General features: G+C 74.5%; 19 protein-coding genes and 2 pseudogenes. 9 read left to right on the plus strand and 12 right to left on the minus strand.

Translation table 11 applies throughout. From position 1 onward, the window contains the following. Positions 1 to 90: 90 nt before the first annotated feature. Positions 91 to 1,077, plus strand: a complete 987-nt coding sequence (locus QA634_RS02045) for an aldo/keto reductase (protein WP_012330390.1) — start codon at positions 91 to 93, stop codon at positions 1,075 to 1,077. 106 nt (positions 1,078 to 1,183) lie between these two features. Continuing rightward, positions 1,184 to 3,282: pseudogene (gene pbpC, locus QA634_RS02050) on the plus strand (penicillin-binding protein 1C). 136 nt (positions 3,283 to 3,418) lie between these two features. Here the strand turns inward: pbpC and hemC are convergent. The 3 genes from hemC to QA634_RS02065 all read right to left on the minus strand — a co-directional run bounded on the left by hemC (position 3,419) and on the right by QA634_RS02065 (position 5,005). Next, complete coding sequence (hemC, locus tag QA634_RS02055) at positions 3,419 to 4,354, minus strand: hydroxymethylbilane synthase (protein WP_012330392.1); 936 nt, start codon at positions 4,352 to 4,354, stop codon at positions 3,419 to 3,421. 83 nt (positions 4,355 to 4,437) lie between these two features. Then, on the minus strand, positions 4,438 to 4,662 hold the full coding sequence (locus QA634_RS02060; protein WP_012330393.1) for a hypothetical protein: 225 nt from the start codon (positions 4,660 to 4,662) through the stop codon (positions 4,438 to 4,440). 43 nt (positions 4,663 to 4,705) lie between these two features. Further along, positions 4,706 to 5,005 carry an antibiotic biosynthesis monooxygenase family protein gene (locus QA634_RS02065; protein WP_012330394.1) on the minus strand — a complete coding sequence of 100 codons (300 nt, stop codon included), beginning with the start codon at positions 5,003 to 5,005 and terminating at the stop codon, positions 4,706 to 4,708. A gap of 306 nt (positions 5,006 to 5,311) precedes the next feature. Between QA634_RS02065 and QA634_RS02070 the strand changes: the two genes are divergently transcribed. Continuing rightward, positions 5,312 to 5,737: a hypothetical protein gene (locus tag QA634_RS02070; protein WP_012330395.1), complete on the plus strand. Its 426-nt coding sequence runs from the start codon at positions 5,312 to 5,314 to the stop codon at positions 5,735 to 5,737. A gap of 214 nt (positions 5,738 to 5,951) precedes the next feature. On the opposite strand, the gene QA634_RS02075 is transcribed toward QA634_RS02070, so the two are convergent. Then, positions 5,952 to 6,419, minus strand: coding sequence for an Hsp20 family protein (locus tag QA634_RS02075; RefSeq protein ID WP_012330396.1), 468 nt, complete (start codon positions 6,417 to 6,419; stop codon positions 5,952 to 5,954). A 231-nt stretch (positions 6,420 to 6,650) separates the two neighbouring features. On the opposite strand from QA634_RS02075, the gene QA634_RS02080 reads away from it, so the two are divergent. Next, entirely contained in the window at positions 6,651 to 7,652 is a 1,002-nt protein-coding gene (locus QA634_RS02080; RefSeq protein ID WP_012330397.1) for an alpha/beta fold hydrolase, read from the plus strand. 160 nt (positions 7,653 to 7,812) lie between these two features. On the opposite strand, the gene hisN is transcribed toward QA634_RS02080, so the two are convergent. The 4 genes from hisN to QA634_RS02100 form a co-directional block, all read right to left on the minus strand. Continuing rightward, on the minus strand, positions 7,813 to 8,601 hold the full coding sequence (gene hisN / locus QA634_RS02085) for a histidinol-phosphatase (RefSeq protein WP_012330398.1): 789 nt from the start codon (positions 8,599 to 8,601) through the stop codon (positions 7,813 to 7,815). A 97-nt stretch (positions 8,602 to 8,698) separates the two neighbouring features. Beyond that, positions 8,699 to 10,738, minus strand: a complete 2,040-nt coding sequence (locus QA634_RS02090; protein ID WP_012330399.1) for an AI-2E family transporter — start codon at positions 10,736 to 10,738, stop codon at positions 8,699 to 8,701. A 168-nt stretch (positions 10,739 to 10,906) separates the two neighbouring features. Beyond that, complete coding sequence (gene pncB / locus QA634_RS02095) at positions 10,907 to 12,199, minus strand: nicotinate phosphoribosyltransferase (RefSeq protein ID WP_012330400.1); 1,293 nt, start codon at positions 12,197 to 12,199, stop codon at positions 10,907 to 10,909. A 152-nt stretch (positions 12,200 to 12,351) separates the two neighbouring features. Beyond that, positions 12,352 to 12,861 (minus strand): pyridoxamine 5'-phosphate oxidase family protein, encoded by a 510-nt coding sequence (locus QA634_RS02100; RefSeq protein WP_012330401.1) that lies wholly within the window; start codon positions 12,859 to 12,861, stop codon positions 12,352 to 12,354. Positions 12,862 to 13,034: 173 nt separating this feature from the next. On the opposite strand from QA634_RS02100, the gene QA634_RS02105 reads away from it, so the two are divergent. The 4 genes and pseudogenes from QA634_RS02105 to QA634_RS35715 all read left to right on the plus strand — a co-directional run bounded on the left by QA634_RS02105 (position 13,035) and on the right by QA634_RS35715 (position 16,106). Beyond that, positions 13,035 to 13,244 carry a TOBE domain-containing protein gene (locus QA634_RS02105; protein WP_012330402.1) on the plus strand — a complete coding sequence of 70 codons (210 nt, stop codon included), beginning with the start codon at positions 13,035 to 13,037 and terminating at the stop codon, positions 13,242 to 13,244. A 5-nt stretch (positions 13,245 to 13,249) separates the two neighbouring features. Beyond that, positions 13,250 to 14,290, plus strand: coding sequence for an iron ABC transporter substrate-binding protein (locus tag QA634_RS02110; protein WP_012330403.1), 1,041 nt, complete (start codon positions 13,250 to 13,252; stop codon positions 14,288 to 14,290). Next, entirely contained in the window at positions 14,287 to 15,339 is a 1,053-nt protein-coding gene (locus QA634_RS02115) for a FecCD family ABC transporter permease (RefSeq protein WP_012330404.1), read from the plus strand. The genes QA634_RS02110 and QA634_RS02115 overlap by 4 nt, the downstream gene beginning before the upstream one ends. After that, positions 15,336 to 16,106 (plus strand): annotated as a pseudogene (locus tag QA634_RS35715) (ABC transporter ATP-binding protein). Before QA634_RS02115 ends, QA634_RS35715 begins: the two are co-directional and overlap by 4 nt. A 56-nt stretch (positions 16,107 to 16,162) precedes the next feature. Here the strand turns inward: QA634_RS35715 and purQ are convergent. Then, positions 16,163 to 16,849, minus strand: coding sequence for a phosphoribosylformylglycinamidine synthase subunit PurQ (purQ, locus tag QA634_RS02130; RefSeq protein ID WP_012330405.1), 687 nt, complete (start codon positions 16,847 to 16,849; stop codon positions 16,163 to 16,165). Further along, positions 16,846 to 17,088: a phosphoribosylformylglycinamidine synthase subunit PurS gene (gene purS / locus QA634_RS02135; RefSeq protein ID WP_012330406.1), complete on the minus strand. Its 243-nt coding sequence runs from the start codon at positions 17,086 to 17,088 to the stop codon at positions 16,846 to 16,848. Before purS ends, purQ begins: the two co-directional genes overlap by 4 nt. A gap of 128 nt (positions 17,089 to 17,216) precedes the next feature. Between purS and QA634_RS02140 the strand changes: the two genes are divergently transcribed. Then, positions 17,217 to 17,789, plus strand: a complete 573-nt coding sequence (locus QA634_RS02140; protein ID WP_012330407.1) for a sugar O-acetyltransferase — start codon at positions 17,217 to 17,219, stop codon at positions 17,787 to 17,789. A 64-nt stretch (positions 17,790 to 17,853) separates the two neighbouring features. Here the strand turns inward: QA634_RS02140 and QA634_RS02145 are convergent, their stop codons facing one another. Next, positions 17,854 to 18,693 (minus strand): DUF1206 domain-containing protein, encoded by an 840-nt coding sequence (locus QA634_RS02145; RefSeq protein ID WP_012330408.1) that lies wholly within the window; start codon positions 18,691 to 18,693, stop codon positions 17,854 to 17,856. Between the two features lie 11 nt (positions 18,694 to 18,704). Then, positions 18,705 to 19,301 carry a tellurite resistance TerB family protein gene (locus QA634_RS02150; RefSeq protein ID WP_012330409.1) on the minus strand — a complete coding sequence of 199 codons (597 nt, stop codon included), beginning with the start codon at positions 19,299 to 19,301 and terminating at the stop codon, positions 18,705 to 18,707. Positions 19,302 to 19,389 lie beyond the last annotated feature (88 nt).

Below are 19,389 nucleotides of genomic sequence, written 5' to 3' on the forward strand. Positions count from 1 at the left end.
AACGGCGCTCAGGAGGTCGTGCGGCCCGGCCGAGCTTATCGGCGCGGCGGCGAGATGCCAGATGGGGGCGCGTCCCCTCAGGAGATCCCCATGCGCCAGCGTCCCCTCGGCCGGTCCGGCCTCACCGTCTCGCTCCCCGGCCTCGGCTGCATGGGCATGTCCGAGTTCTACGGGCCGGCGGACGACGCGCAGTCGCGCGCCGCCCTCGAAGCCGCCCTCGCCCTCGGCTACGACTTCCTCGACACGGCCGACACTTACGGGCACGGCCACAACGAGGCGCTGATCGGCGCGGTCCTGGCCGGGCGGCGCGACCGGGCGGTGGTGGCGACCAAGTTCGGCATCGTGCGCGCGCCCGGCCGCTACGAACGCCGCATCGACAATTCCCCCGCCTACGTGGCGGCGGCCTGCGAGGCCTCGCTCCGGCGCCTGGGGGTCGAGACGATCGACCTCTATTACTGCCACCGGCGGGATCCCGCCGTGCCGATCGAGGAGGTGGTGGGCGCGATGGCCCGCCTCGTCGAGGCCGGCAAGGTGCGGGCCCTCGGCCTCTCGGAGGTCTCGCCGGCGACGCTGCGGGCGGCGCAGGCCGTGCACCCGATCGCGGCGGTGCAGAGCGAGTACTCGCTCTGGACCCGGGAGCCCGAGCAGGGGCTCCTCGCCGCCTGCCGCGACCTCGGCGTCGCCCTCGTGGCCTACTCGCCCCTGGGGCGCGGCTTCCTCACCGGCGCCGTCGACGTCGCGGGCCTCGCGCAGGACGATGTCCGGCGCGCCAATCCCCGCTTCCGGGACGAGGCGCTCGCCCGGAACGCGCGCCTCGCCGCGGCGCTCGGAACCTTCGCGGCGGAGCGCGGCGCCAGCGCGGCCCAGGTCGCGCTGGCCTGGCTCGTCACCCGCGAGCCGCACGTCATCCCGATCCCGGGCACCCGCAAGGAGGCGCGCCTCGCGGAGAACGCGGCGGCGATGGAGATCCGGCTCACGCCCGAGGACCTGCGCGCCCTCGACGCGCTGTTCGCGCCCGGGGCGGTGGCCGGGTCGCGCTACGACGAGGCCGGCATGGTCGGCATCGAGACCGACTGAGACGCTCGACGCCGCCCGAGGCGCTCGACCCCGCCCGCGGCTTTGGGGCGTCGCGTCCGGACGCGAAATGCGCCATGCTCGGCCGATCGGTTCGGGCGGGGGCGGGATGGCGGGAGGCGCGGCGGGTCGGAATGGGGCGTGGCGGCGCGTCGTCCCGGCGCTGCTGCTCGCCGCGGCGCTCGCCGCCGGCGCGGCCGGGCTGTGGCGGGAGATCGGGCGCGATCCCGGCCTCGACCTCGCGGCGGCCGAGCGCCGCTCGCCCGTGGTCCTCGACCGGGCCGGCGTGCTCCTGCGCCCCTTCGCGACGGCGGATGGCCGCTGGCGCCTGCCGCTCGCCCCCGAGGCGGTCGATCCGCGCTTCCTCACCCTGCTGATGGCCTACGAGGACCGGCGCTTCGCCCGGCATCCGGGCGTCGATCCGCTCGCGGTGCTGCGGGCCGCCGGGCAATGGCTGCGGGCGGGACGGATCGTCTCGGGCGGCTCGACCCTCTCGATGCAGGTCGCCCGGCTGGTCGAGCCGCGAGCCGAGCGCTCGCTCGCCGCCAAGCTGCGCCAAGTGCGGGGGGCGGTCGCGCTCGAGCGGCGGCTCGGCAAGGCGGGGGTGCTGCGCCTCTACCTCGCCCTCGCCCCCTATGGCGGGCCGCTCGAAGGGGTGCGGGCGGCGAGCCTCGCCTATTTCGGCCACGAGCCGGGGCGCCTGTCGCTGGCGGAGGCCGCGCTCCTCGTCGCCCTGCCGCAGGCGCCCGAGGCCCGCCGGCCCGACCGCTTCCCGGAGGCGGCGCGGCGCGCCCGCGACCGCGTCCTCGACCTCGCGGCGGCGCGGGGCGCCGTCCGCCGCGACGAGGCCGAGGCGGCCAAGGCCGAGCCGGTGCCGCAGCGGCGCCGCCCCTTCCCGATGCTCGCGGCCCATGCGGCCGAGGCGGCCCTGGCCGAGGCGCCCGACCGGGCGGTCCACCGCCTGACCATCGACGCGCGCCTGCAGGCGAGCCTGGAGGCGCTCGCGGCCGAGCGCGTTGCCGCCCTCGGTCCCGGCCTCTCGACGGCGATCCTGGTCGTCGACAACGCCACCGGCGCGGTGCGGGCGCATGTCGGCAGCGCCGGCTACCTCGATGCCGGCCGCGCGGGCGCCATCGACATGGCCGCCGCCCTGCGCTCGCCGGGCTCGGCGCTGAAGCCCTTCGTCTACGCGCTGGCCTTCGAACTCGGCCTCGCCCATCCCGAGACGCTGATCGAGGACCGGCCCTCGCGCTTCGGGGCCGCCTACGCGCCGGAGAATTTCGACCTCACCTTCCAGGGCACGGTCACGGCCCGGCGCGCCCTGCAGATGTCCCTCAACGTGCCCGCGGTGGAACTGATGGAGTTGGTCGGCCCGGCCCGCTTCATCGCCCGGCTGCGGGCGGGCGGGGCGGGGATCGCGCTCCCCGCGACGCCGCCCCCGGCCTGCCGGTGGCCCTCGGCGGGCTCGGCATCACGCTGACCGACCTCGCCCGGCTCTACGCGGGCCTCGCCCGGGGCGGCCTCGTGCCCGATCTCGTGCGGCGGCCGGAGGCCGGGCCGCCGGCCCGCGAGCCGCCCCGCATCGCCGAGGGGGTGGCGGCGTGGTACGTCACTGACATCCTGCGCGGCACGCCGCCGCCCGAGAACGCCCTGCCGAACCGCATCGCCTACAAGACCGGCACCTCCTACGGCTACCGCGACGCCTGGGCGGTGGGATTCGACCGCCGCATCACCGTGGCGGTCTGGGTCGGCCGCCCGGACGGGGCGAGCGTGCCCGGCCTGGTCGGGCGCGTGGCGGCGGCCCCGATCCTGTTCGACGCCTTCGCGCGCTGCGGCGGCGAGCCGGAGCCGGTGCCGCCGGTCCGCGACGCCCTGGTGACCAGTACGGCCGGCCTGCCGCCGCCGCTCCGCCACCTGCGCCGCGACGCCGCCAAGGTGGCGGGCGAGGCGCCGGGAGCCCCGCTCAGGATCGCCTATCCGCCGGACGGCGCCCGGGTCGATCTCGGCTTCGCGGAGGGGGCGCCGGCCGGGCTCGCCCTGAAGGCGCTGGGCGGCACCCTGCCCCTGACCTGGATGGTGAACAGCCTGCCCCTGCCCGAGGCCGCCCGCCGGCAGGCGGAGTGGCAGCCGGACGGGGCCGGGTTCGCGCGGATCTCCGTGATGGACGCGACGGGCGCGAGCGACAGCGTCGTGGTCCGGCTGGAATAGGACCGACGATGAGAAGTCCATGAAACACAACTCATGGCATCCGCGCAGGTCCTGCCGGAGGCCCGAGCCGCTTCGCGGCAGGCCTCATCCGGGGTCCCGGATCACACCGCCGCGTTCCCGTCGTGCGGATCCCGCCCTATTGCAGGTGCCGGCGATAGGTCTCGCCCGCCTGCGCCTTCAGGTCCGCCCCGGCCTCCCGGCCGATCGAAGCGGCCTCCGCGGCCGGGCCGCTGCGGGTCGTGGCCCAGTGCGCGCTCCCGTCCGGCAGGAACAGCAGCCCGTCGAGGGTCAGCCGGTCGCCGTCGATCTGCGCCAGCGCCGCGATCGGCGTGCGGCAGGACCCGTCGAGTTCCGCGAGCAGGCCCCGCTCGGCGGCCAGCGCCGTCGTCGTGCGCGGGCAGGCCACCGCCTGCAGCAGGGCGATGACGTCCTCGTCCGCCGCGCGGCACTCGATGCCGAGCGCGCCCTGCGCCACGGCCGGCAGCATCTCCTCGACCGGGATCACGGTCCTGGCGAGATGCGCCAGCCCGAGCCGCTCCAGCCCCGCGATGGCGAGGAGGGTCGCGTCGCAGACCCCCTCCTCCAGCTTGCGGATGCGGGTATTGGCGTTGCCGCGCAGGGGCACGATCCGCAGGTCGGGCCGGCGCATCAGCACCTGCGCGCCCCGCCGCAGGGACGAGGTGCCGACGCGGGCGCCGGCGGGCAGCTCGGCGAGGCTGCCGGAAGCGAGCGACAGGAAGGCGTCGCGGGGGTCGTCCCGCTCCAGGATGCAGGCGATGACGAGCCCGTCCGGCAGCCAGGTCTCGACATCCTTCATCGAGTGCACGGCGACGTCGATCTCGCCGGCGAACAGCGCCTGTTCCAGCTCCTTGGTGAACAGACCCTTGCCGCCGATCGCCGAGAGCGGCCGGTCGAGGATCCGGTCCGCCACCGTGTTGACGACGACGAGCTCCATCGCCCCCGGCTCGGCGAGGTGCGGATGCGCGGCGGCGATGCGGTCGCGGACCATGCCGGTCTGCGCGAGCGCCATCGGGCTGCCGCGGGTGCCGATGCGCAGGGGGCGATGAGCCATGGCCGCGTGCCTCGCCGTCAGAGAACCTTCACGTTCCCGAGCGAGTAGCCGCAAGCCAAGGTCCTGTCACCTGCGGCGAAATCCTAATCCCTGGGGATCTGCTCGTCGGCGACCGGCTCGCCCTGCGGCGTGCCGGCCGGATGGGGCGGCTCGGCCGGCTGGCCCGGCGCGTGCCCGGCCGGGCGGCGGCTGGTGGCGAGGCTGGATTCCGCGAGGCCCTCGCGGCGGGGCTGGTCGCCCCCGCGGCGGGGCTGGTCGCCCGCGCGGCGGGGTTGGTCGCGGTCGGGCTGGGTGCGGTCTGCAGTCATGGGGGCGCCTCCGGCCGGATCAACCGCCGAAGGCGGCCGGCGTTCAGAACCCGGCGGCGGTGGTGGTCGTGTGCTCGACGGCCGGGGGCGCGGCGAAATGGTCGGAGACCAAGTCGCGCCAGGCCTGGAAATCGGGCGAGCTGCGGAAATCGACCGTGTGGTTCTCAAGGGTCTCCCACTTCACCATCAGGCGGTAGCGGGTCGGATGCTCGATCGAGCGGTGCAGCTCCATGCCCTTGCAGCCCTTGGCGCGACGAAAGAGGGCGGCCGCCTCGGCGACCCCGTCCTCGAAGGCGGCCTCGTGGCCGGGCTTCACCTCGATCTGCGCGATTTCCAGGACCATGACGTTCCTCCGGTCAACGCCCCCGCATGCGGCATCCGCGCCGGCAAGTCCATGTCGGCAAGTCCATGTCGGCAAGTCGATGCCGACAAGTCCGTCTCGGCAAGTCCATGCGGCTCCTCCATGCGGCCGCCGCGGCGGCCGTCGCCCGACATCGGGCGCCGCGACCGCGCCGCGAGAGCAGTGGATGACGCGCCCGCGCGGTTGCGTCCGGCCCGGCCGGCGCGCACAAACCGTGATCGCCCCGCGGCATCCGACCCCGCCCCAGGCGGGATCGTCGCGCCGATCCGTCGATCCGAGGATGCGCCGATGACGACGCTGAAGGAATTCGAGGAGGCCCTGCGCGAGCACGGGATGCTGATGGCGCTCGCCCTCCTGGAACGGCTGCGCGAGCGCGACCGGGCGAACCGGACCGTGAAGCCGGGCCGGCGCATCGTCGGCAAGAAGATGACCCCGGAACTCGCCCGGGCCATCCTCGACCTGCACGGCTCGACCGAGATGACGCAGCAGGAGATCGCCTTCAAGCTCGGCGTCAATCAGGGCCGGGTGAACGAGGTGATCAAGCGCGGCAAGTGGCTCTCCGGCGACCAGGCCGCGCCGGAGGCGGTGGCGCGCGACAAGGGCAAGGCGCGCATCCGCGGCACCGACGTCAAGCGCCCGCGCAAGGGGAAGGAGAAGGCGCCCACCCCCCGCAAGCCGAAGGCCCAGACGGAGCTGCTGTTCGGGGATCCGTGAGGGGGAGACCCGACGCGCGGCCGGGACGCCCGATGCAAGAACGCCCCGGCCTCCGCCGGGGCGCTCCGCTCTTGCGTGAATACGCCCCGGCTTCCGCCGGGGCGCTCGGCTCTGACGTCAAAACGCCCCGGCCTCCGCCGGGGCGCTCGGCTCTGATGTCAAAACGCCTCGGCCTCCGCCGGGGCGCTCGGCTCTCAGGTCAGGGTGAGGTCGCTCACGCGGCCTGCTGGACCGTGCCCTCGATCGACCGCGGGGCGCTGCCCGTGGCGATCTGGATCTGGCGCGGCTTCTTGGCCTCTGGGATCTCGCGCACGAGATCGACGTGGAGCAGGCCGTTCTCCAGGGTCGCGCCCGTCACCTGGACGTAATCCGCGAGCTGGAAGCGCCGCTCGAAGCTGCGCGCCGCGATGCCCTGATGGAGGAACTCGCCCTTGCGGGCCTCGGCGGCCTTGCGCTCGCCCTTGATCGTCAGCGCGTTCTCACGAACCTCGATCGACAGATCCTGGTCGGTGAAGCCGGCGACGGCGACCGTGATGCGGTACGCGGTCTCGCCGGTGCGCTCGATGTTGTAGGGCGGGTAGGTCGGGGCCGCTTCCGCGCTCACGAACTGGTCGAGCGCCGAGAACAGCCGGTCGAAGCCGACAGTCGAGCGATAGAGGGGAGCAAGGTCGAACTGACGCATGACATATTCTCCGTCCGAAGCAATATGTGATCTTACGGTCCGCCGTAGGGCCGGACCTGTGGTCTTGTCTGCACCGCCTGATGGCCGGCGCAACCGTGATATCGGGAGGGGCTCCTCTTCGTTCAAGAGGGGATTGCGGGAATCGCGAGGGGCCCGCGCTTGATTTTGCCGGCCGGACGGGGTGCTCTCGGGAGACGCATCCCCGAGGCCGCAGCCCCGAGATCCCCGCCCGTGACCGTTCCGCTCATCGCCACGCCGGACAACCCGATCCCGCCCGGCGCCCGCACCCTCGCGGTGCCGACCCGGGACGGGCTGACCCTGCGGGCCGCGACCTGGACGGCGGCCACCCGCACCACCAAGGGCACCGTCTGCCTGGTGCAGGGCCGGGCCGAGTTCATCGAGAAGTACTACGAGACGGTCCAGGACCTGCGGGCGCGGGGCTTCGCCGTGGCGGCCTTCGACTGGCGCGGCCAGGGCGGCTCCGACCGCACCGTCGCGGACGCGCGCAAGGGCCATGTCGGCGATTTCGAGGAGTACCGGCTCGACCTGGAGGCGGTCGCCACGCAGGTGCTGGAGCCGCTGATGCCGCGGCCCTATTTCGGGCTCGCCCACTCGATGGGCGGGGCGGTCTGCCTGGCCGCGGCGCGGGAGGGATGGCTGCCCTTCTCCCGCCTCGTCACGCTCGCGCCGATGCTCGGCATCGTGATGGTGCGCCACCCGCGGGCCGCGATGCGGGCGGCCGCCCTCCTCAACGGGCTCGGCCTCGGCCCGCGCTTCGTCCCGGGCGGCAGCCCGGTCTCGATCGCCACGAAGCCCTTCCCCGGCAATCGCCTCACCACCGATCCGGCGCGCTACGCCCGCAACGCGGCGGCGGCGCTCGCGGTCGGGGCCGGCGCGGTCGGGGATCCGACCGTGGCCTGGCTCGCCGCCGCCTTCCGGACGATGCGCCGCCTCGGCGACCCGCGCTACCCGCTCGCGATCCGGCTGCCCGTGCTGGTGGTGGCGGCGGGCGACGACCCGGTCTGCAGCACGCCCGCCATCGAGCGCTTCGCGGCGAGGCTCAAGGCCGGCCACAGCATCACCCTGCGGGGCGCCCGGCACGAGATCCTGATGGAGCAGGACGCGATCCGGGCCCAGTTCTGGGCCGCCTTCGAGGCCTTCGTCCCGGGCACGCCGCTCCCGGAGCCGCGCGAGGAGGACCTCATCGCGCTCGAGCGGCTGCCGCCCGGCTAAGCGGAATTGCGCCGTGCAATTCCGCTTAGTCCCTTGCTTTGGCAGCATTCTTGCCGCCGAACCGGTGACCCCTTCGGCGAATGATGCTTAGGGCAGGGCCCGGTCACGCGGCCATCGGGTCCTGCGCCAGGTTCTTGCCGTGCGGCCCGAAGCGCCGGTCTCAGCGGTTGAGCATCTCCAGCGCCGCCTCGTGCAGGCGCTTGTCGCCGGCCGCCACGACGTTGCCGCCGCCCGCGGCCGGGCCGCCGTCCCAGCTGGTCACGATCCCGCCCGCGCCCTCCACGATCGGGATCAGCGCGACGATGTCGTAGGGCTTCAGGCCGGCCTCGATCACGAGGTCGATCTGCCCGGCCGCCAGCATGCAGTAGGAGTAGCAGTCGGTGCCGAACCGCATCAGGCGCGTCGCCGCCTCGACGCGGCCGTAGGCCTCGCGGTCCCGGCCCTCGCCGAACAGGCGCGGGTCGGTCGTCGCCGCGATCGCCTCGGAGAGCGCGGCGCGGCGGCGGGTGAGGAGCTTGCGGGTGCCGTTCGGGCCGCGATACTGCGCGCTCCGGCCGTCGCCCGAGAAGCGCTCGCCCAGGAAGGGCTGGTGCATCAGCCCGTAGCAGGGCGTGCCGGCCCGCGTCAGGCCGATCAGCGTCCCCCAGAGCGGCAGGCCGGCGATGAAGCCCCGCGTGCCGTCGATCGGATCGAGGACCCAGACGTACTCCGCCTCCTCCCCCTCGGTGCCGAATTCCTCGCCGAGGATGCCGTGGTCCGGGAAGGTGCGGCGGATGATCTGGCGCATCACCGCCTCGCCGGCCCGGTCCGCCTCCGTCACGGGATCGAAGGGCTTGGGGCCGATCGCCTTGTCCTCGGTGACGAAGGCCGCGCGGAAGAAGGGCAGGATCGCCTGTCCGGACTGCGTGGCGAGCTCGTCCACGAACCGCGCGAAATCGACGACGCTCATTGCGCACCCCTCAGGCCGCTCCCCGGGCCGGCCGCCCCGGCCGGCTCCTCGCGGCGCGCAAGGATCGAAAGGACGCCGCGAGCCCTGCGTCAAGCCCTCAGGCGGGAGCACCCGCCGGGAGGGAGGCCGAACGCGGCGCCGGCGCCACAGGCGCGGGCCGGCCGGCGGACGCCGCCTCGCCCGTCGCGGCCGCCAGGCAGGCCTCCACCGCCTCGCGCAGGGAGGTGACGTGATCGTCCGCCCCCAGGGCGGCGCGGGCCTCCGGATCGGCCAGGGCGAGGTCGTCGGTCGGCCAGAGGCCGACCAGGATGCGGGCCTGCGGCAGGCGCCGCCGCACCCGCTGCACGAGGTAGCGCAGGTGCGCCGGGGTGCCGCTGATCTCCAGGTAGGAGATGCAGACCATCCGGGCCTCGCCCGCGTCGAGGTCGGCGATCCGCGCCCGCGACACCGCCGCGAACGGCACGACCCGGGTGCCGAGGCCGTTCTTCTCCAGGAGCTGCGAGAGCATCGTCGAGGCGGCCTCGTCGAGCGGGCCGCGGCCCGCCACGCAGAGCACGGCCCCCTTCTGCCGCCAGGGCGCCGGCAGGGTCTCCGGGGCCGGCGCGCCCGGCACGGCCGGCTCGCCGTCGCAGGGGGCGGCGGCGTCGGCATCGCGCCCCAGGAGCCGCCCGGCGAGACTGGTCTGGGCGGCGGGCGCGACGTCCTCGCGGTCGGCGAGGTCGGTGACGAGCTCGTCGATCGCCGTGCGGATCCGCTCCAGCTGCTCCTCGGTCAGCACCCCGCGGCGGGCGTCGGAGGCGGCGAGTTGCAGGCCCTTGAGCACCACGTCGTCGTAGTAGGAGGAGAGCGAGCACTCGCTGAGGATCGATTCCGCGAGCTCCTGCGCCTCGTCGGGGTCGTCCGCGAGGAGGCGCTGGTAGAAGTTCTCCACCGGGGTCAGGGCCGGCCGGTCGCCGAACAGGACGTCGAGGAATTCGAGCTGGTCGACGTGGCGGCCGAGCACGACGAGGCAGACCGTGAGCGGGGTCGAGAGCAGCAGCCCGACCGGCCCCCAGAGCCAGGTCCAGAACAGGGCCGAGACCAGGACCGCGAAGGGCGAGAGCCCGGTCGAGTGCCCGTAGAGCAGCGGCTCGACGACCTGGCCGACGATCGGCTCGAGGATCAGGAACAGGGCCGCGGTGGCCAGCACCATGTGCCAGCCCGGATCGACCGCGGCGGCGAGCAGCAGCGGCAGCAGGGCCGACAGGAAGGCGCCGACATAGGGCACGAAGCGCATCAGCGCGGTGAAGATCCCCCACAGGATCGGGCTCGGCACGCCGATGATCCAGAGCCCGATCCCGATCGCCACCCCGAATCCGGCGTTGAGGGCGAGCTGCACCAGGAAGAAGCGGCTCAGGCGCCGCGCCGCGTCGTTCATCGCCACCGTGGTGCGGTGGAGGTCGCTCGACCCGGCGAGGCGGATCAGGCGGTCGCGCAGGTCTTCGCGCTGGCCCAGGATGAACATCAGCACCACGAAGACGATGCCGGTGGTGGCGAGCGGCGCGAGGGCCGGCGAGAGCAGGCGCTCGGCGAGTTCGAGCGGGGTGAGTTCGCGCTCGCGCACCTCGACCAGCACCGGCTTGTCGGGGTTCTGCACGCTGGGGGCCGGCCTCGGCGCGGTCGGGTCCTGCGGCTTGGCCTTGTCCTCCGGGATGCTCCCGGCCTGCTGCAGGTGCTTGCCGATGCTGCGCATGTAGCCGGCGATGGAGCCGACCGGACCCTCCCTGAGATTCTCGAGCTTGCGCTCGATCGTGCGCTGGTACTGGGGCAGGTTGCTGCCGAGATCGGCGACCTGCAGGCCGATGACGAGGGTGAGCAGGCCCACGACCCCGAGGCAGGTGAGCACCGACAGGCCGATCGAGGCCGTGCGCCCGAGGCGCAGCCGCCGCAGCAGGCTCACCAGCGGCCAGAGCACGAAGCTCAGGAGCACCGCGATGGCGATCGGGATCAGGATCTCGCGGCCGAAATACAGGGCCGCCACGATGAGGGCGGCGATGAGCAGCGGCAGGGCGAAGCCGCGGCCGGGCGTCTCCGCGGCGGCAATGCGCTTGGGCACCGCCGGGATCAGGGAGGCCTGCCCACCATCGTCACGCGCCATGCACCGCCCCACGCTCGCGCCCGGCGGGTCAAGCCGGGCCGTACCCGTGTCAGGAACGGCCGGGAGACCGATTGGATCCCCGCGCAGGGCGGGCGGCCGGGGCGAAAAACCGATTGCCGCAGCGGCAGATAGCCGTGCGCCTGGGGGCCGCCCGGGCGGCGCGCCGGATCACACCAGGAGCGGCTGGGCCACCTGCGCCCCGACCGAGAACACGCGCTTGTAGCGCTCGACCTCCTCCTCCGGCCCGAGCGCCTTGGTGGGGTTGTCGGAGAGCTTGACGGTCGGGCGGCCGTTGGCCGAGATCACCTTGCAGACGATGGAGATCGGGTCGAGGCGCCCGTCCGGCGCCAGCCCCCGGAAGTCGTTGGTGAGCAGGGTGCCCCAGCCGTAGCCGATGCGCAGCCGCCCGTGGAAGCGGTGGTGGATGGTCTCGATCGTGTCGACGTCGAGCCCGTCGGAGAAGATCGCGAGCTTCTCCCGCGGGTTGCGCCCGTTCTCGCGCCACCACGCGATCACCTCCTCGCCCCCGATGATCGGGTCCTTCGAGTCGATGCGGATGCCGGTCCAGTCCGCCATCCAGGCGGGGCCGTTGGCCAGGAAGCCGGTCGTCCCGTAGGTGTCCGGCAGGATGACGAGCAGGTTGCCGGCGTAGTCCTGCTGCCAGTCGGCCAGGACCGCGTAGGGCGCCCGGGCCAGGGCCGCGTCGTCCTCCGCCAGGGCGGCGTAGACCATCGGCAGTTCGTGCGCGTTGGTGCCCACCGCCTCGATGTCGTGGCGCAGCGCGATCAGGCAGTTCGAGGTGCCGAGGAAGGCCGGGCCGAGCCCCTCGATCATCGCCTCGACGCACCAATCCTGCCACAGGAAGCCGTGGCGCCGCCGGGTGCCGAAATCGGCGATCGAGAGCCCGGGCAGCAGCTTGAGCCGCTCGATCTTCTCCCAGATCCGCGTCATCGCCCGCGCGTAGAGGATCTGCAGGTCGAACTTGCCCATCCCCTTGAGCACGCCCCGCGAGCGCAGCTCGTTGAGGATCGAGAGCGCCGGGACCTCCCACATCGTGGTCTCGATCCAGGGCCCGTGGAAGGTGAGGACGTACTGGCCGTCCTGCTTCTCCAGCAGGTAGTCGGGGAAGCGGAAGTTCTCCAGCCAGTCCATGAAGTCCGGCGAGAACATCTGGCGCTTGCCGTAGAAGGTGTTGCCGCGCAGCCAGGTCGACTCGCCGCGGGTGAGCCGCAGGGAGCGACAATGGTCGAGCTGCTCGCGCAGCTCCCCCTCGTCGATGATCTCGCCGAGCCGGACCCGCGTGGTGCGGTTATGGATGCCGAACGTGACCTCCACGTCGCGATGGCGGCGAAAGATGGTCTGCGCCATCAGGAGCTTGTAGAAATCGGTGTCGAGCACCGAGCGGATGATCGGGTCGATCTTCCAGGTATGGTTGTAAACCCTGGTGGCGAGGTCGAGCATCACCCGTGCCTGACTGGCCCGGCACCACGGGCCGGGCGGGGTGGCGCACCCCGCACGGTTCAGGCGCCGAAGTCAAGCTGGCGCGGGCGGATCCGCGCCGAACCGCTCCGGCCCGCGCCGGGCCCGGCCTCCCGGATCCGGCGCGGCCGCTTTCAGCGCGCCGAGAGATCGACCGCCTTCTTCTCGGTCTTCGGCGACTCGCCCGTCACCGCGGCCTTCACGTAGCCGTAGAGGTGCAGCATGGTGGCGTTCGGGCTGTCCCAGTACTCGCCCTTCTCGGGATGCACGCGGATCAGCGTCACGGAGGGATCGTCCTTGCCCTTCGGGAACCAGGTCTTCAGGCTCTCGTTCCACTTGGAGTCGATCGTCGCCTTGTCGCGCACGATCTCGGCCTTGCCCGACACCGAGACGTAGTTCTGGTTCGACGGGTCCGCGTAGGCGAGGTTGACCTGCGAGTCGCGGCTGATCTCGCCGGTCACCGGCGCGTCGAGCCTGACGAAGAACCAGAGGTCGCCCTGCGGGTCCGCCTCCTGGCTCCACATCGGGCGGCTGCGCAGCTGGCCGTCCGAATCCACGGTCGTCATCATGGCGACCTTGACGTCCTTGATCAGGCTGAAGAGTTTCTGCGCGCCCTCGTGGTCGCGGTGGCTGCCCTGATGCATGGATCTCCTCGATGGTTGGCCGGCCGGCGCGGCGCCGGCGGCGGGTCGGCGAATCGGCGGGACAACATGCGAGGCCGGGCTTGGTTGCGGTGCGTCACCCGGGCCCTCCCCGCCGCGCACCCTCCCGCTATGTCAGGGGCTGCGGCCGCCAGGGGGCCGCGGGGACCGGCACGATGAGGATCAGCGCGCGCAACCAGCTCTCGGGCACGATCACGTCCGTCACCAAGGGCACGACCACCGCCCACGTCACGCTGGAACTGCCCGGCGGCCAGGTGGTGACGGCGGCGCTCACCAACGACTCCGTCGACGGGCTGCACCTCGCGGTCGGCAAGCCGGCCGTCGCGGTGATCAAGTCCGGCGACGTGACGATCGCGGTCGATTGAGGCCGATGGCCCTCGACCGGCGCGCCCTGCTGCTCGGCCTCGCCGGCCTCTGCGCCGCGGGACGCGCCCGCGCGGCGGGGCGAACCCGCGCGGCGGGCCTCGACGAGGCCGGCAGGCCGCTCCCGGCACCGTCCGGCCCGGTCACCCGGGTCTTCCCGGCCGGGCCGCCGGCCGCGATCCTGCTCTACACGCTCGCGCCCGACCTCCTGGCCGGCTGGCCGCGCGCGATCCGGCCGGCCGAGCGGCCCTACCTCCTGCCGGAGGCCGCCGCGCTGCCGGAGGTCGGCCGCCTGACCGGGCGGGGCAACACCGCCAATCTCGAGACGGTGCTGGCGCTCAAGCCCGACCTCGTCGTGGATACGGGCGACACGGGCGAGACCTACCGCTCCCTCGCCGACCGGCTGCAGCAGCAGACCGGCATCCCGGCGCTCCTGTTCGACGGGCGGCTCCCGGCCGTCCCGGCGACCTATCGGCGGCTCGGCGCGGTGATCGGGCGGGCCGAGCGCGCCGAGCGCCTCGCCGCCCGCTGCGAGGCCATCCTGAACACCGTGCAGGGCCGCCTCGCCGCCGTGCCGCCGGAGGCGCGCCCCAGGGTCTACTTCGCCCGGGGTCCGCGGGGCCTGGAGACCGCGCGGGCGGGGGCGATCAACGTCGAGGTCCTGGATCTGCTCGGCGCCGTCAATGTCGCGGGGGCGGGCGGCAGCCTCGCGCGCGTCTCGCCCGAGGACGTGCTCGCCTGGGCGCCCGAGGTGATCGTCGCCCTCGATCCGGGCTTCGCGGCCGCCGCCCGGACGGATCCCCTCTGGCAGGGCGTGCCGGCGGTGGCGGCCGGGCGCCTCCACCTCTCCCCCGCCCTCCCCTTCGGCTGGGTCGATTCGCCGCCCTCGGTGAACCGCTTCCTGGGCCTGTGGTGGCTCGGCAAGGCGCTCTACCCGTCGCTCTTCCCGGAGGACCTGCGGGCGCTCGCCCGCGACTTCCACCGCGACTTCTACCACGTGGTCCCGGACGAGGCGGCCCTCGACCGCCTGCTCGCGGGGGCCTCGTGAGCGGCCCGCCGGCGCGGGCGGAGGGCCGGATCGGGGCGCGGCGCGCGCCCGGCCTCGGCCCGGCGCTGGCGCTCGGCGCGCTGATCCTCGCGGTCGCCCTCGCCTTCGGGGTCGGGCGCTACCCGGTCGGGCTCGGCGACGTCGCCCGGGTGCTCGCCGCCAAGCTGACCGGGGCCCCCTCGGGGGCGCCCGCCGCCGTGGAGGCGGTGGTGCTGCAGATCCGCGGGCCGCGCATCCTCGCCGCCATCCTGATCGGCGCCGCCCTCTCCCTCGCCGGGGCGGCCTTCCAGGGCCTGTTCCGCAATCCCCTGGTCTCGCCCGACATCCTCGGCGCCTCCTCGGGGGCGGCCTTCGGGGCGGTGCTCGGCATCTGGCTGTCGCTCGGGGTGCTGGCCATCGAGGTCCTGGCCTTCGCGGGCGGGCTCCTCGCCGTCGGGGCGGTCTACGCGGTCGGGGCCGTGCTGGCGCGGCGCGACCCGGTCCTGGTGCTGGTCCTGGCGGGCGTGGTGATCGGCTCGCTCCTGGGGGCGGGGGTCGGCCTCGTGAAGTTCCTCGCCGATCCCTACAACCAGCTGCCGGCCATGACCTTCTGGCTGCTCGGCAGCCTCTCGGCGACGCACGCGACCGACCTCGCGGCGCTCGCCGTCCCGGTGGCGGCCGGGACGGCGCTGCTCCTGCTCCTGCGCTGGCGGCTCGACGCGCTCTCGCTGCCCGACGAGGAGGCGCGGGCGCTCGGCCTCGCCACCGGCCCCCTGCGGCTCGCCGTGGTGGCCGCCGCCACCCTGGTGACGGCCGCGAGCGTGGCGGCGGCCGGCATCGTCGGCTGGGTCGGGCTGGTGGTGCCGCACCTCGCCCGCTTCCTGGTCGGGCCGGGCTTCGCGCGGCTGCTCCCGACCGCGGCCCTCCTCGGGGCCGGCACGCTCCTCGTCATCGACACGCTGGCGCGCACCGTCGCGCCGGTCGAGGTGCCCCTCGGCATCCTCACGGCCGTCGTCGGCACGCCGGTCTTCCTGTGGTTACTCGCGGGCGCGGAGCGGGACTGGTCATGAGCCTCCTCGCCGCACGGGACCTCGCCTTCGGCTATCCGGGCCGGGAGATCGGGCGCGGCATCGACCTCGCGGTGGCGGGGGGCGAGGTGCTGGCGCTGCTCGGCCCCAACGGCGGCGGCAAGACCACGCTCCTCAAGACGCTGCTCGGCCTGCTGGCGCCGCTCGGCGGCACCGTCGCGGTCGCGGGCAGGCCGCTCGCCGCCCTCTCGGCCCGCCAGCGCGCCCGGGCGATGGCCTACGTGCCCCAGAGCGCCGCCAGCCCCTTCGCCTTCACGGCGCGGGCCGTGGTGCTGATGGGGCGCAGCGCCCATGCGGGGCTCCTCGCCGCCCCCTCGCGGGCCGACCGCGCCGCCGCGGACGCGGCCCTCGCCCGGCTCGGCGTGCTCCACCTCGCCGAGCGGCCGGTCACCCGCCTCTCGGGGGGCGAGCGCCAGCTCGTGCTGATCGCCCGGGCACTCGCCTAGGAGCCGCGCCTCGTGATCCTCGACGAGCCGACCGCCAGCCTCGATTTCGGCAACCAGGGCAAGGTGATGCGCGAGATCGCGCGCCTGCGCGCGGACGGGCTCGGCGTGGTGTTCACGACCCACGACCCGAACCAGGCGGCGCGCTACGCCGACCGGGCGCTGCTGCTGCGGGGCGGCGCCCGCCTCGCCGAGGGGCCGGTCGCGGAGGTGCTGGAGCCGTCGCGCCTGCAGGGGCTCTACGGGGCGCCGGTGGAGCTGGTGCGGGACGCGCGCAGCGGGGCCTCGGCCTTCCTGCCGGGGTGAGCCGCCGCGCGGGCTACGGGCCCGCCGCGCGGGCTACACCCGCCGCGCGGCCCCGCTCAGGCGGCCCGGGCGAGGCTCTCGAACAGGCCGCGCCCGTCGGTGCCGCCGACCAGGTCCTCGACGAAGTTCTCAGGGTGCGGCATCAGGCCGAGGACGTTGAGCTCGTCCGAGTAGATACCCGCGATCGAGTTGAGCGAGCCGTTGCGGTTCGCCGTCTCGGTGAGGTCCCCGGCGGCGTCGCTGTAGCGGAAGGCCACGCGGCCCTCGCCCTCCAGGCGGGCGACCGTCTCGGGATCGGCGTAGTAATTGCCCTCGCCGTGCGCGACGCAGACGTCGATCACCTGGCCCTGCCGGTAGGCGCGGGTGAAGGCGGTGTCGGCGCGCTCGACCCGCAGGGTCTGGCGGTGGCAGATGAAGCGGCGGTTGACGTTGCGCATCAGCACGCCGGGCAGCAGGCCCGACTCGCACAGGATCTGGAACCCGTTGCAGATGCCGAGGACGAGCCCGCCCCGGGCCGCGTGGGCCCGCACCGCGTCCATGGCATTGGCGCGGCCCGCGATGGCGCCGCAGCGCAGGTAGTCGCCGTAGGAGAAGCCGCCCGGGAGCACGGCGAGGTCGGTGCCCGAGGGCAGCGCCGTGTCGGCGTGCCAGACCTTCGCGACCTCGGCGCCGGCGAGCCGCAGGGCGCGCGTGACGTCGGCGTCGCGGTTCGAGCCGGGGAAGACGATGACGGCGGCCTTCATCGCGCGATCTCGACCCGGTAATTCTCCACCACCGTGTTGGCGAGGAGCTTGTCGCAGGCGGCCTTCACGGTCGCCTCGGCGGCGGCCGGGTCGCTGCCGTCGACCTCGACCTCGAAGAACTTGCCCTGGCGCACGCTGGCGATGCCCGCGATGCCGAGCGAGCGCAGCGCCCCCTCGATGGCCTTGCCCTGCGGGTCGAGGACGCCGGTCTTCAGGGTGACGGTGACGCGCGCTTTCATCGGCAGGCCTTCGGCAGCGGGAAGGAGGCCCACCGGATAGTGCGGATCCGGCAGGGAGGCAACGGCGGGTTGGCGGGCCCGCCCGATCGTGCGAGGCCGTTCGTCCCGAGAGCAGGGAGGTGGGGCCGATGCGCAGCGAGAAGGAGAAGATGCTGGCGGGGGACCTTTACCGGGCCGACGACCCGGAGCTGGTCGCCGACGCCGCCCGCAACGCGGAATGGCTCGCCCGCTACAACGCCCCGGCCGCCCTCTCGCCGGAGGCGCGTCGCGCCCTGCTGCGCGCCCATCTCGGCGCGGTCGGGGACGGGGTGGTGATCCGGCCGCCCTTCTCCTGCGATTACGGCCTCCACATCCGGCTCGGGCGGGGCGTGTTCCTCAACTTCAACTGCGTGATCCTCGACGTCTGCCCGGTCGAGATCGGCGAGGCGACGCAGATCGGGCCGGGGGTGCAGATCCTGGCAGCCGATCATCCGCGCGACCCGGCGCTGCGCCGCGCGGGCCTCGAGACCGGCAGGCCGGTGCGGATCGGGGCGAATTGCTGGATCGGCGGCGGGGCGCTGATCCTGCCGGGCGTGACGATCGGGGACGACGCGATCGTGGGCGCGGGCAGCGTGGTCACCCGCGACGTCCCGGCCGGCGCGACCGTGGTGGGCAACCCGGCGCGCCCCGCAGCGCCGGGCGGGCGGCGGCCCGCCGGCTGAGCCGCGCAGGGCCGCGGCGCTCGCGCCGCCGCGGGGACGCCGACGGATTGCGTCGCCATGCGGATCACGAGCCCGCGCGGGACCGTCCGGCGGCGAGGTCGTCGAGGTGCGGCGGGTCGATGCGGCGGTAGCGGGCCTGGACGAGGCCGAAGGCCCCGAAGGCCGCCAGGCCCGCCGCCGTCAATCCGAGCAGCACCGGGCCGTAGGGCTGGTCGCGCAGGGCGGCGAGCGCCCCGCCGAGCCCCCTGACCTCGCTCGACCGGCTCTCGACGGCGGCGAGGATCAGGAAGCCGCCGATCAGCCAGAACACCACGGCGCGGGCCGCGTAGCCGAGGCGGCCCGCCGCCCTCGCCCAGCTCCTTGCATCGACCGGCAGCGCGAGCTGGCGGGTCACGTCCCCGCGCCAAGCCTTGAGCAGGAAACCCGCGCCCGCCCCGATCACCACCGCGCCCGCCGCCGCGACCGCGACGGCGCCGAAGGGCTCGCCCAGCAGCCACGCCGTCCAGTCCCGCGCCGCCTGGTCCTGCGGGCCGCTCCCGCCCCAGCCGAGCGCCGCCCGCGCCACCGAGACGGCGAGACCCGCGTAGATCACCCCGCTGACCCCGTGCCCGGCCCGCACCGCGAGGCCCCTGGCCGAGCGCCCGCGCCGGTCCGCGTCGGTCGCGGCCTCGATCCAGCGCCACAGGGCGAAGCCCATCAGGCCGAAAGCCACGGCCCCGAGCATCAGCCGGCCGAAGGGCTTGTCGAGGAGCACCATCAGGGCGCTGCGGCTTCCCCCCGTCCGCCCCCCCTCGCCGAGGGCGGCGAGCAGGGCGAGGCCGCCGACCAGGCAATAGGTCAGGCCCCGGGCGCCGTAGCCGGCCCGGGCGAGGATCTCGAGGAGGGGGGGACGGGGCTCGTGCATCGGGCTGCGCGTCAGGCGCCGACCTCGCGCTCGATCCGGGCGACGGCGTCGGGATCGACGTCGAGGGCCTCGGCGAGCCGGTTCAGGAAGCTCCGCTCCTGGACGGTGTCGGGGTCGATGGCGAGGCGGGCCGCGGCGTAGACCCGCGCCGCCGTCTCGGGATCCGAGACCCGGTCGGCGATCTCGTCCACGTCGGGGGGCTCGCGCAGCAGACCCTCGAAGGCGCTGCGGGCGGGGGCGTCGAGGCCGGCCTCGTCCAGGGCGGCGTCGAGCCGGGCGCGCTCCTGCGCGTCGATCATGCCGTCCGCCACGGTCGCCGCCACCATCGCGCGCAGGAACAGGTTGGCATCGTCGTCGCTGACCTCCTCCGCCCGGAAGGGCTGCCGCGCCGCCCCGCCGGCCGCGCCGCCCGGGGCAGGCGCGGCGCCCGGCCCGGGCGCGGAATCCTGCGGACCGGCTTGCTGCGGACCGGCTTGGCGGCTGAAGGCACGGTAGCCGAGCCCGGCGATCAGGGCGAGGCCCCCGAGGGCCGCGCCCGCCGCCGCGCCGCCGAGCCCCCCGCGCCGGGACCGCACCAGCGCGTCGACCAACCCTCTCGTGTCAACCATGCCGACCTCCATCGCAATCGTCTCGCGCCCGACAACGGCCCGGCCACCCCAGCAGTTCGCCACGCGGCGGGTCGACGCTTCCGGTTGC

This window comes from Methylobacterium sp. CB376 (assembly GCF_029714205.1).
Lineage (GTDB): Bacteria > Pseudomonadota > Alphaproteobacteria > Rhizobiales > Beijerinckiaceae > Methylobacterium.

Coding starts and splice junctions, on each gene's coding strand:
- QA634_RS02045 (WP_012330390.1), top strand. CDS start 91: ATGCGCCAGCGTCCCCTCGGCCGGTCCGGCCTCACCGTCTCGCTCCCC.
- hemC (WP_012330392.1), bottom strand. CDS start 4,354: ATGGCTCATCGCCCCCTGCGCATCGGCACCCGCGGCAGCCCGATGGCG.
- QA634_RS02060 (WP_012330393.1), bottom strand. CDS start 4,662: ATGACTGCAGACCGCACCCAGCCCGACCGCGACCAACCCCGCCGCGCG.
- QA634_RS02065 (WP_012330394.1), bottom strand. CDS start 5,005: ATGGTCCTGGAAATCGCGCAGATCGAGGTGAAGCCCGGCCACGAGGCC.
- QA634_RS02070 (WP_012330395.1), top strand. CDS start 5,312: ATGACGACGCTGAAGGAATTCGAGGAGGCCCTGCGCGAGCACGGGATG.
- QA634_RS02075 (WP_012330396.1), bottom strand. CDS start 6,419: ATGCGTCAGTTCGACCTTGCTCCCCTCTATCGCTCGACTGTCGGCTTC.
- hisN (WP_012330398.1), bottom strand. CDS start 8,601: ATGAGCGTCGTCGATTTCGCGCGGTTCGTGGACGAGCTCGCCACGCAG.
- QA634_RS02090 (WP_012330399.1), bottom strand. CDS start 10,738: ATGGCGCGTGACGATGGTGGGCAGGCCTCCCTGATCCCGGCGGTGCCC.
- pncB (WP_012330400.1), bottom strand. CDS start 12,199: ATGCTCGACCTCGCCACCAGGGTTTACAACCATACCTGGAAGATCGAC.
- QA634_RS02100 (WP_012330401.1), bottom strand. CDS start 12,861: ATGCATCAGGGCAGCCACCGCGACCACGAGGGCGCGCAGAAACTCTTC.
- QA634_RS02105 (WP_012330402.1), top strand. CDS start 13,035: ATGAGGATCAGCGCGCGCAACCAGCTCTCGGGCACGATCACGTCCGTC.
- QA634_RS02110 (WP_012330403.1), top strand. CDS start 13,250: ATGGCCCTCGACCGGCGCGCCCTGCTGCTCGGCCTCGCCGGCCTCTGC.
- purQ (WP_012330405.1), bottom strand. CDS start 16,849: ATGAAGGCCGCCGTCATCGTCTTCCCCGGCTCGAACCGCGACGCCGAC.
- purS (WP_012330406.1), bottom strand. CDS start 17,088: ATGAAAGCGCGCGTCACCGTCACCCTGAAGACCGGCGTCCTCGACCCG.
- QA634_RS02140 (WP_012330407.1), top strand. CDS start 17,217: ATGCGCAGCGAGAAGGAGAAGATGCTGGCGGGGGACCTTTACCGGGCC.
- QA634_RS02145 (WP_012330408.1), bottom strand. CDS start 18,693: ATGCACGAGCCCCGTCCCCCCCTCCTCGAGATCCTCGCCCGGGCCGGC.
- QA634_RS02150 (WP_012330409.1), bottom strand. CDS start 19,301: ATGGTTGACACGAGAGGGTTGGTCGACGCGCTGGTGCGGTCCCGGCGC.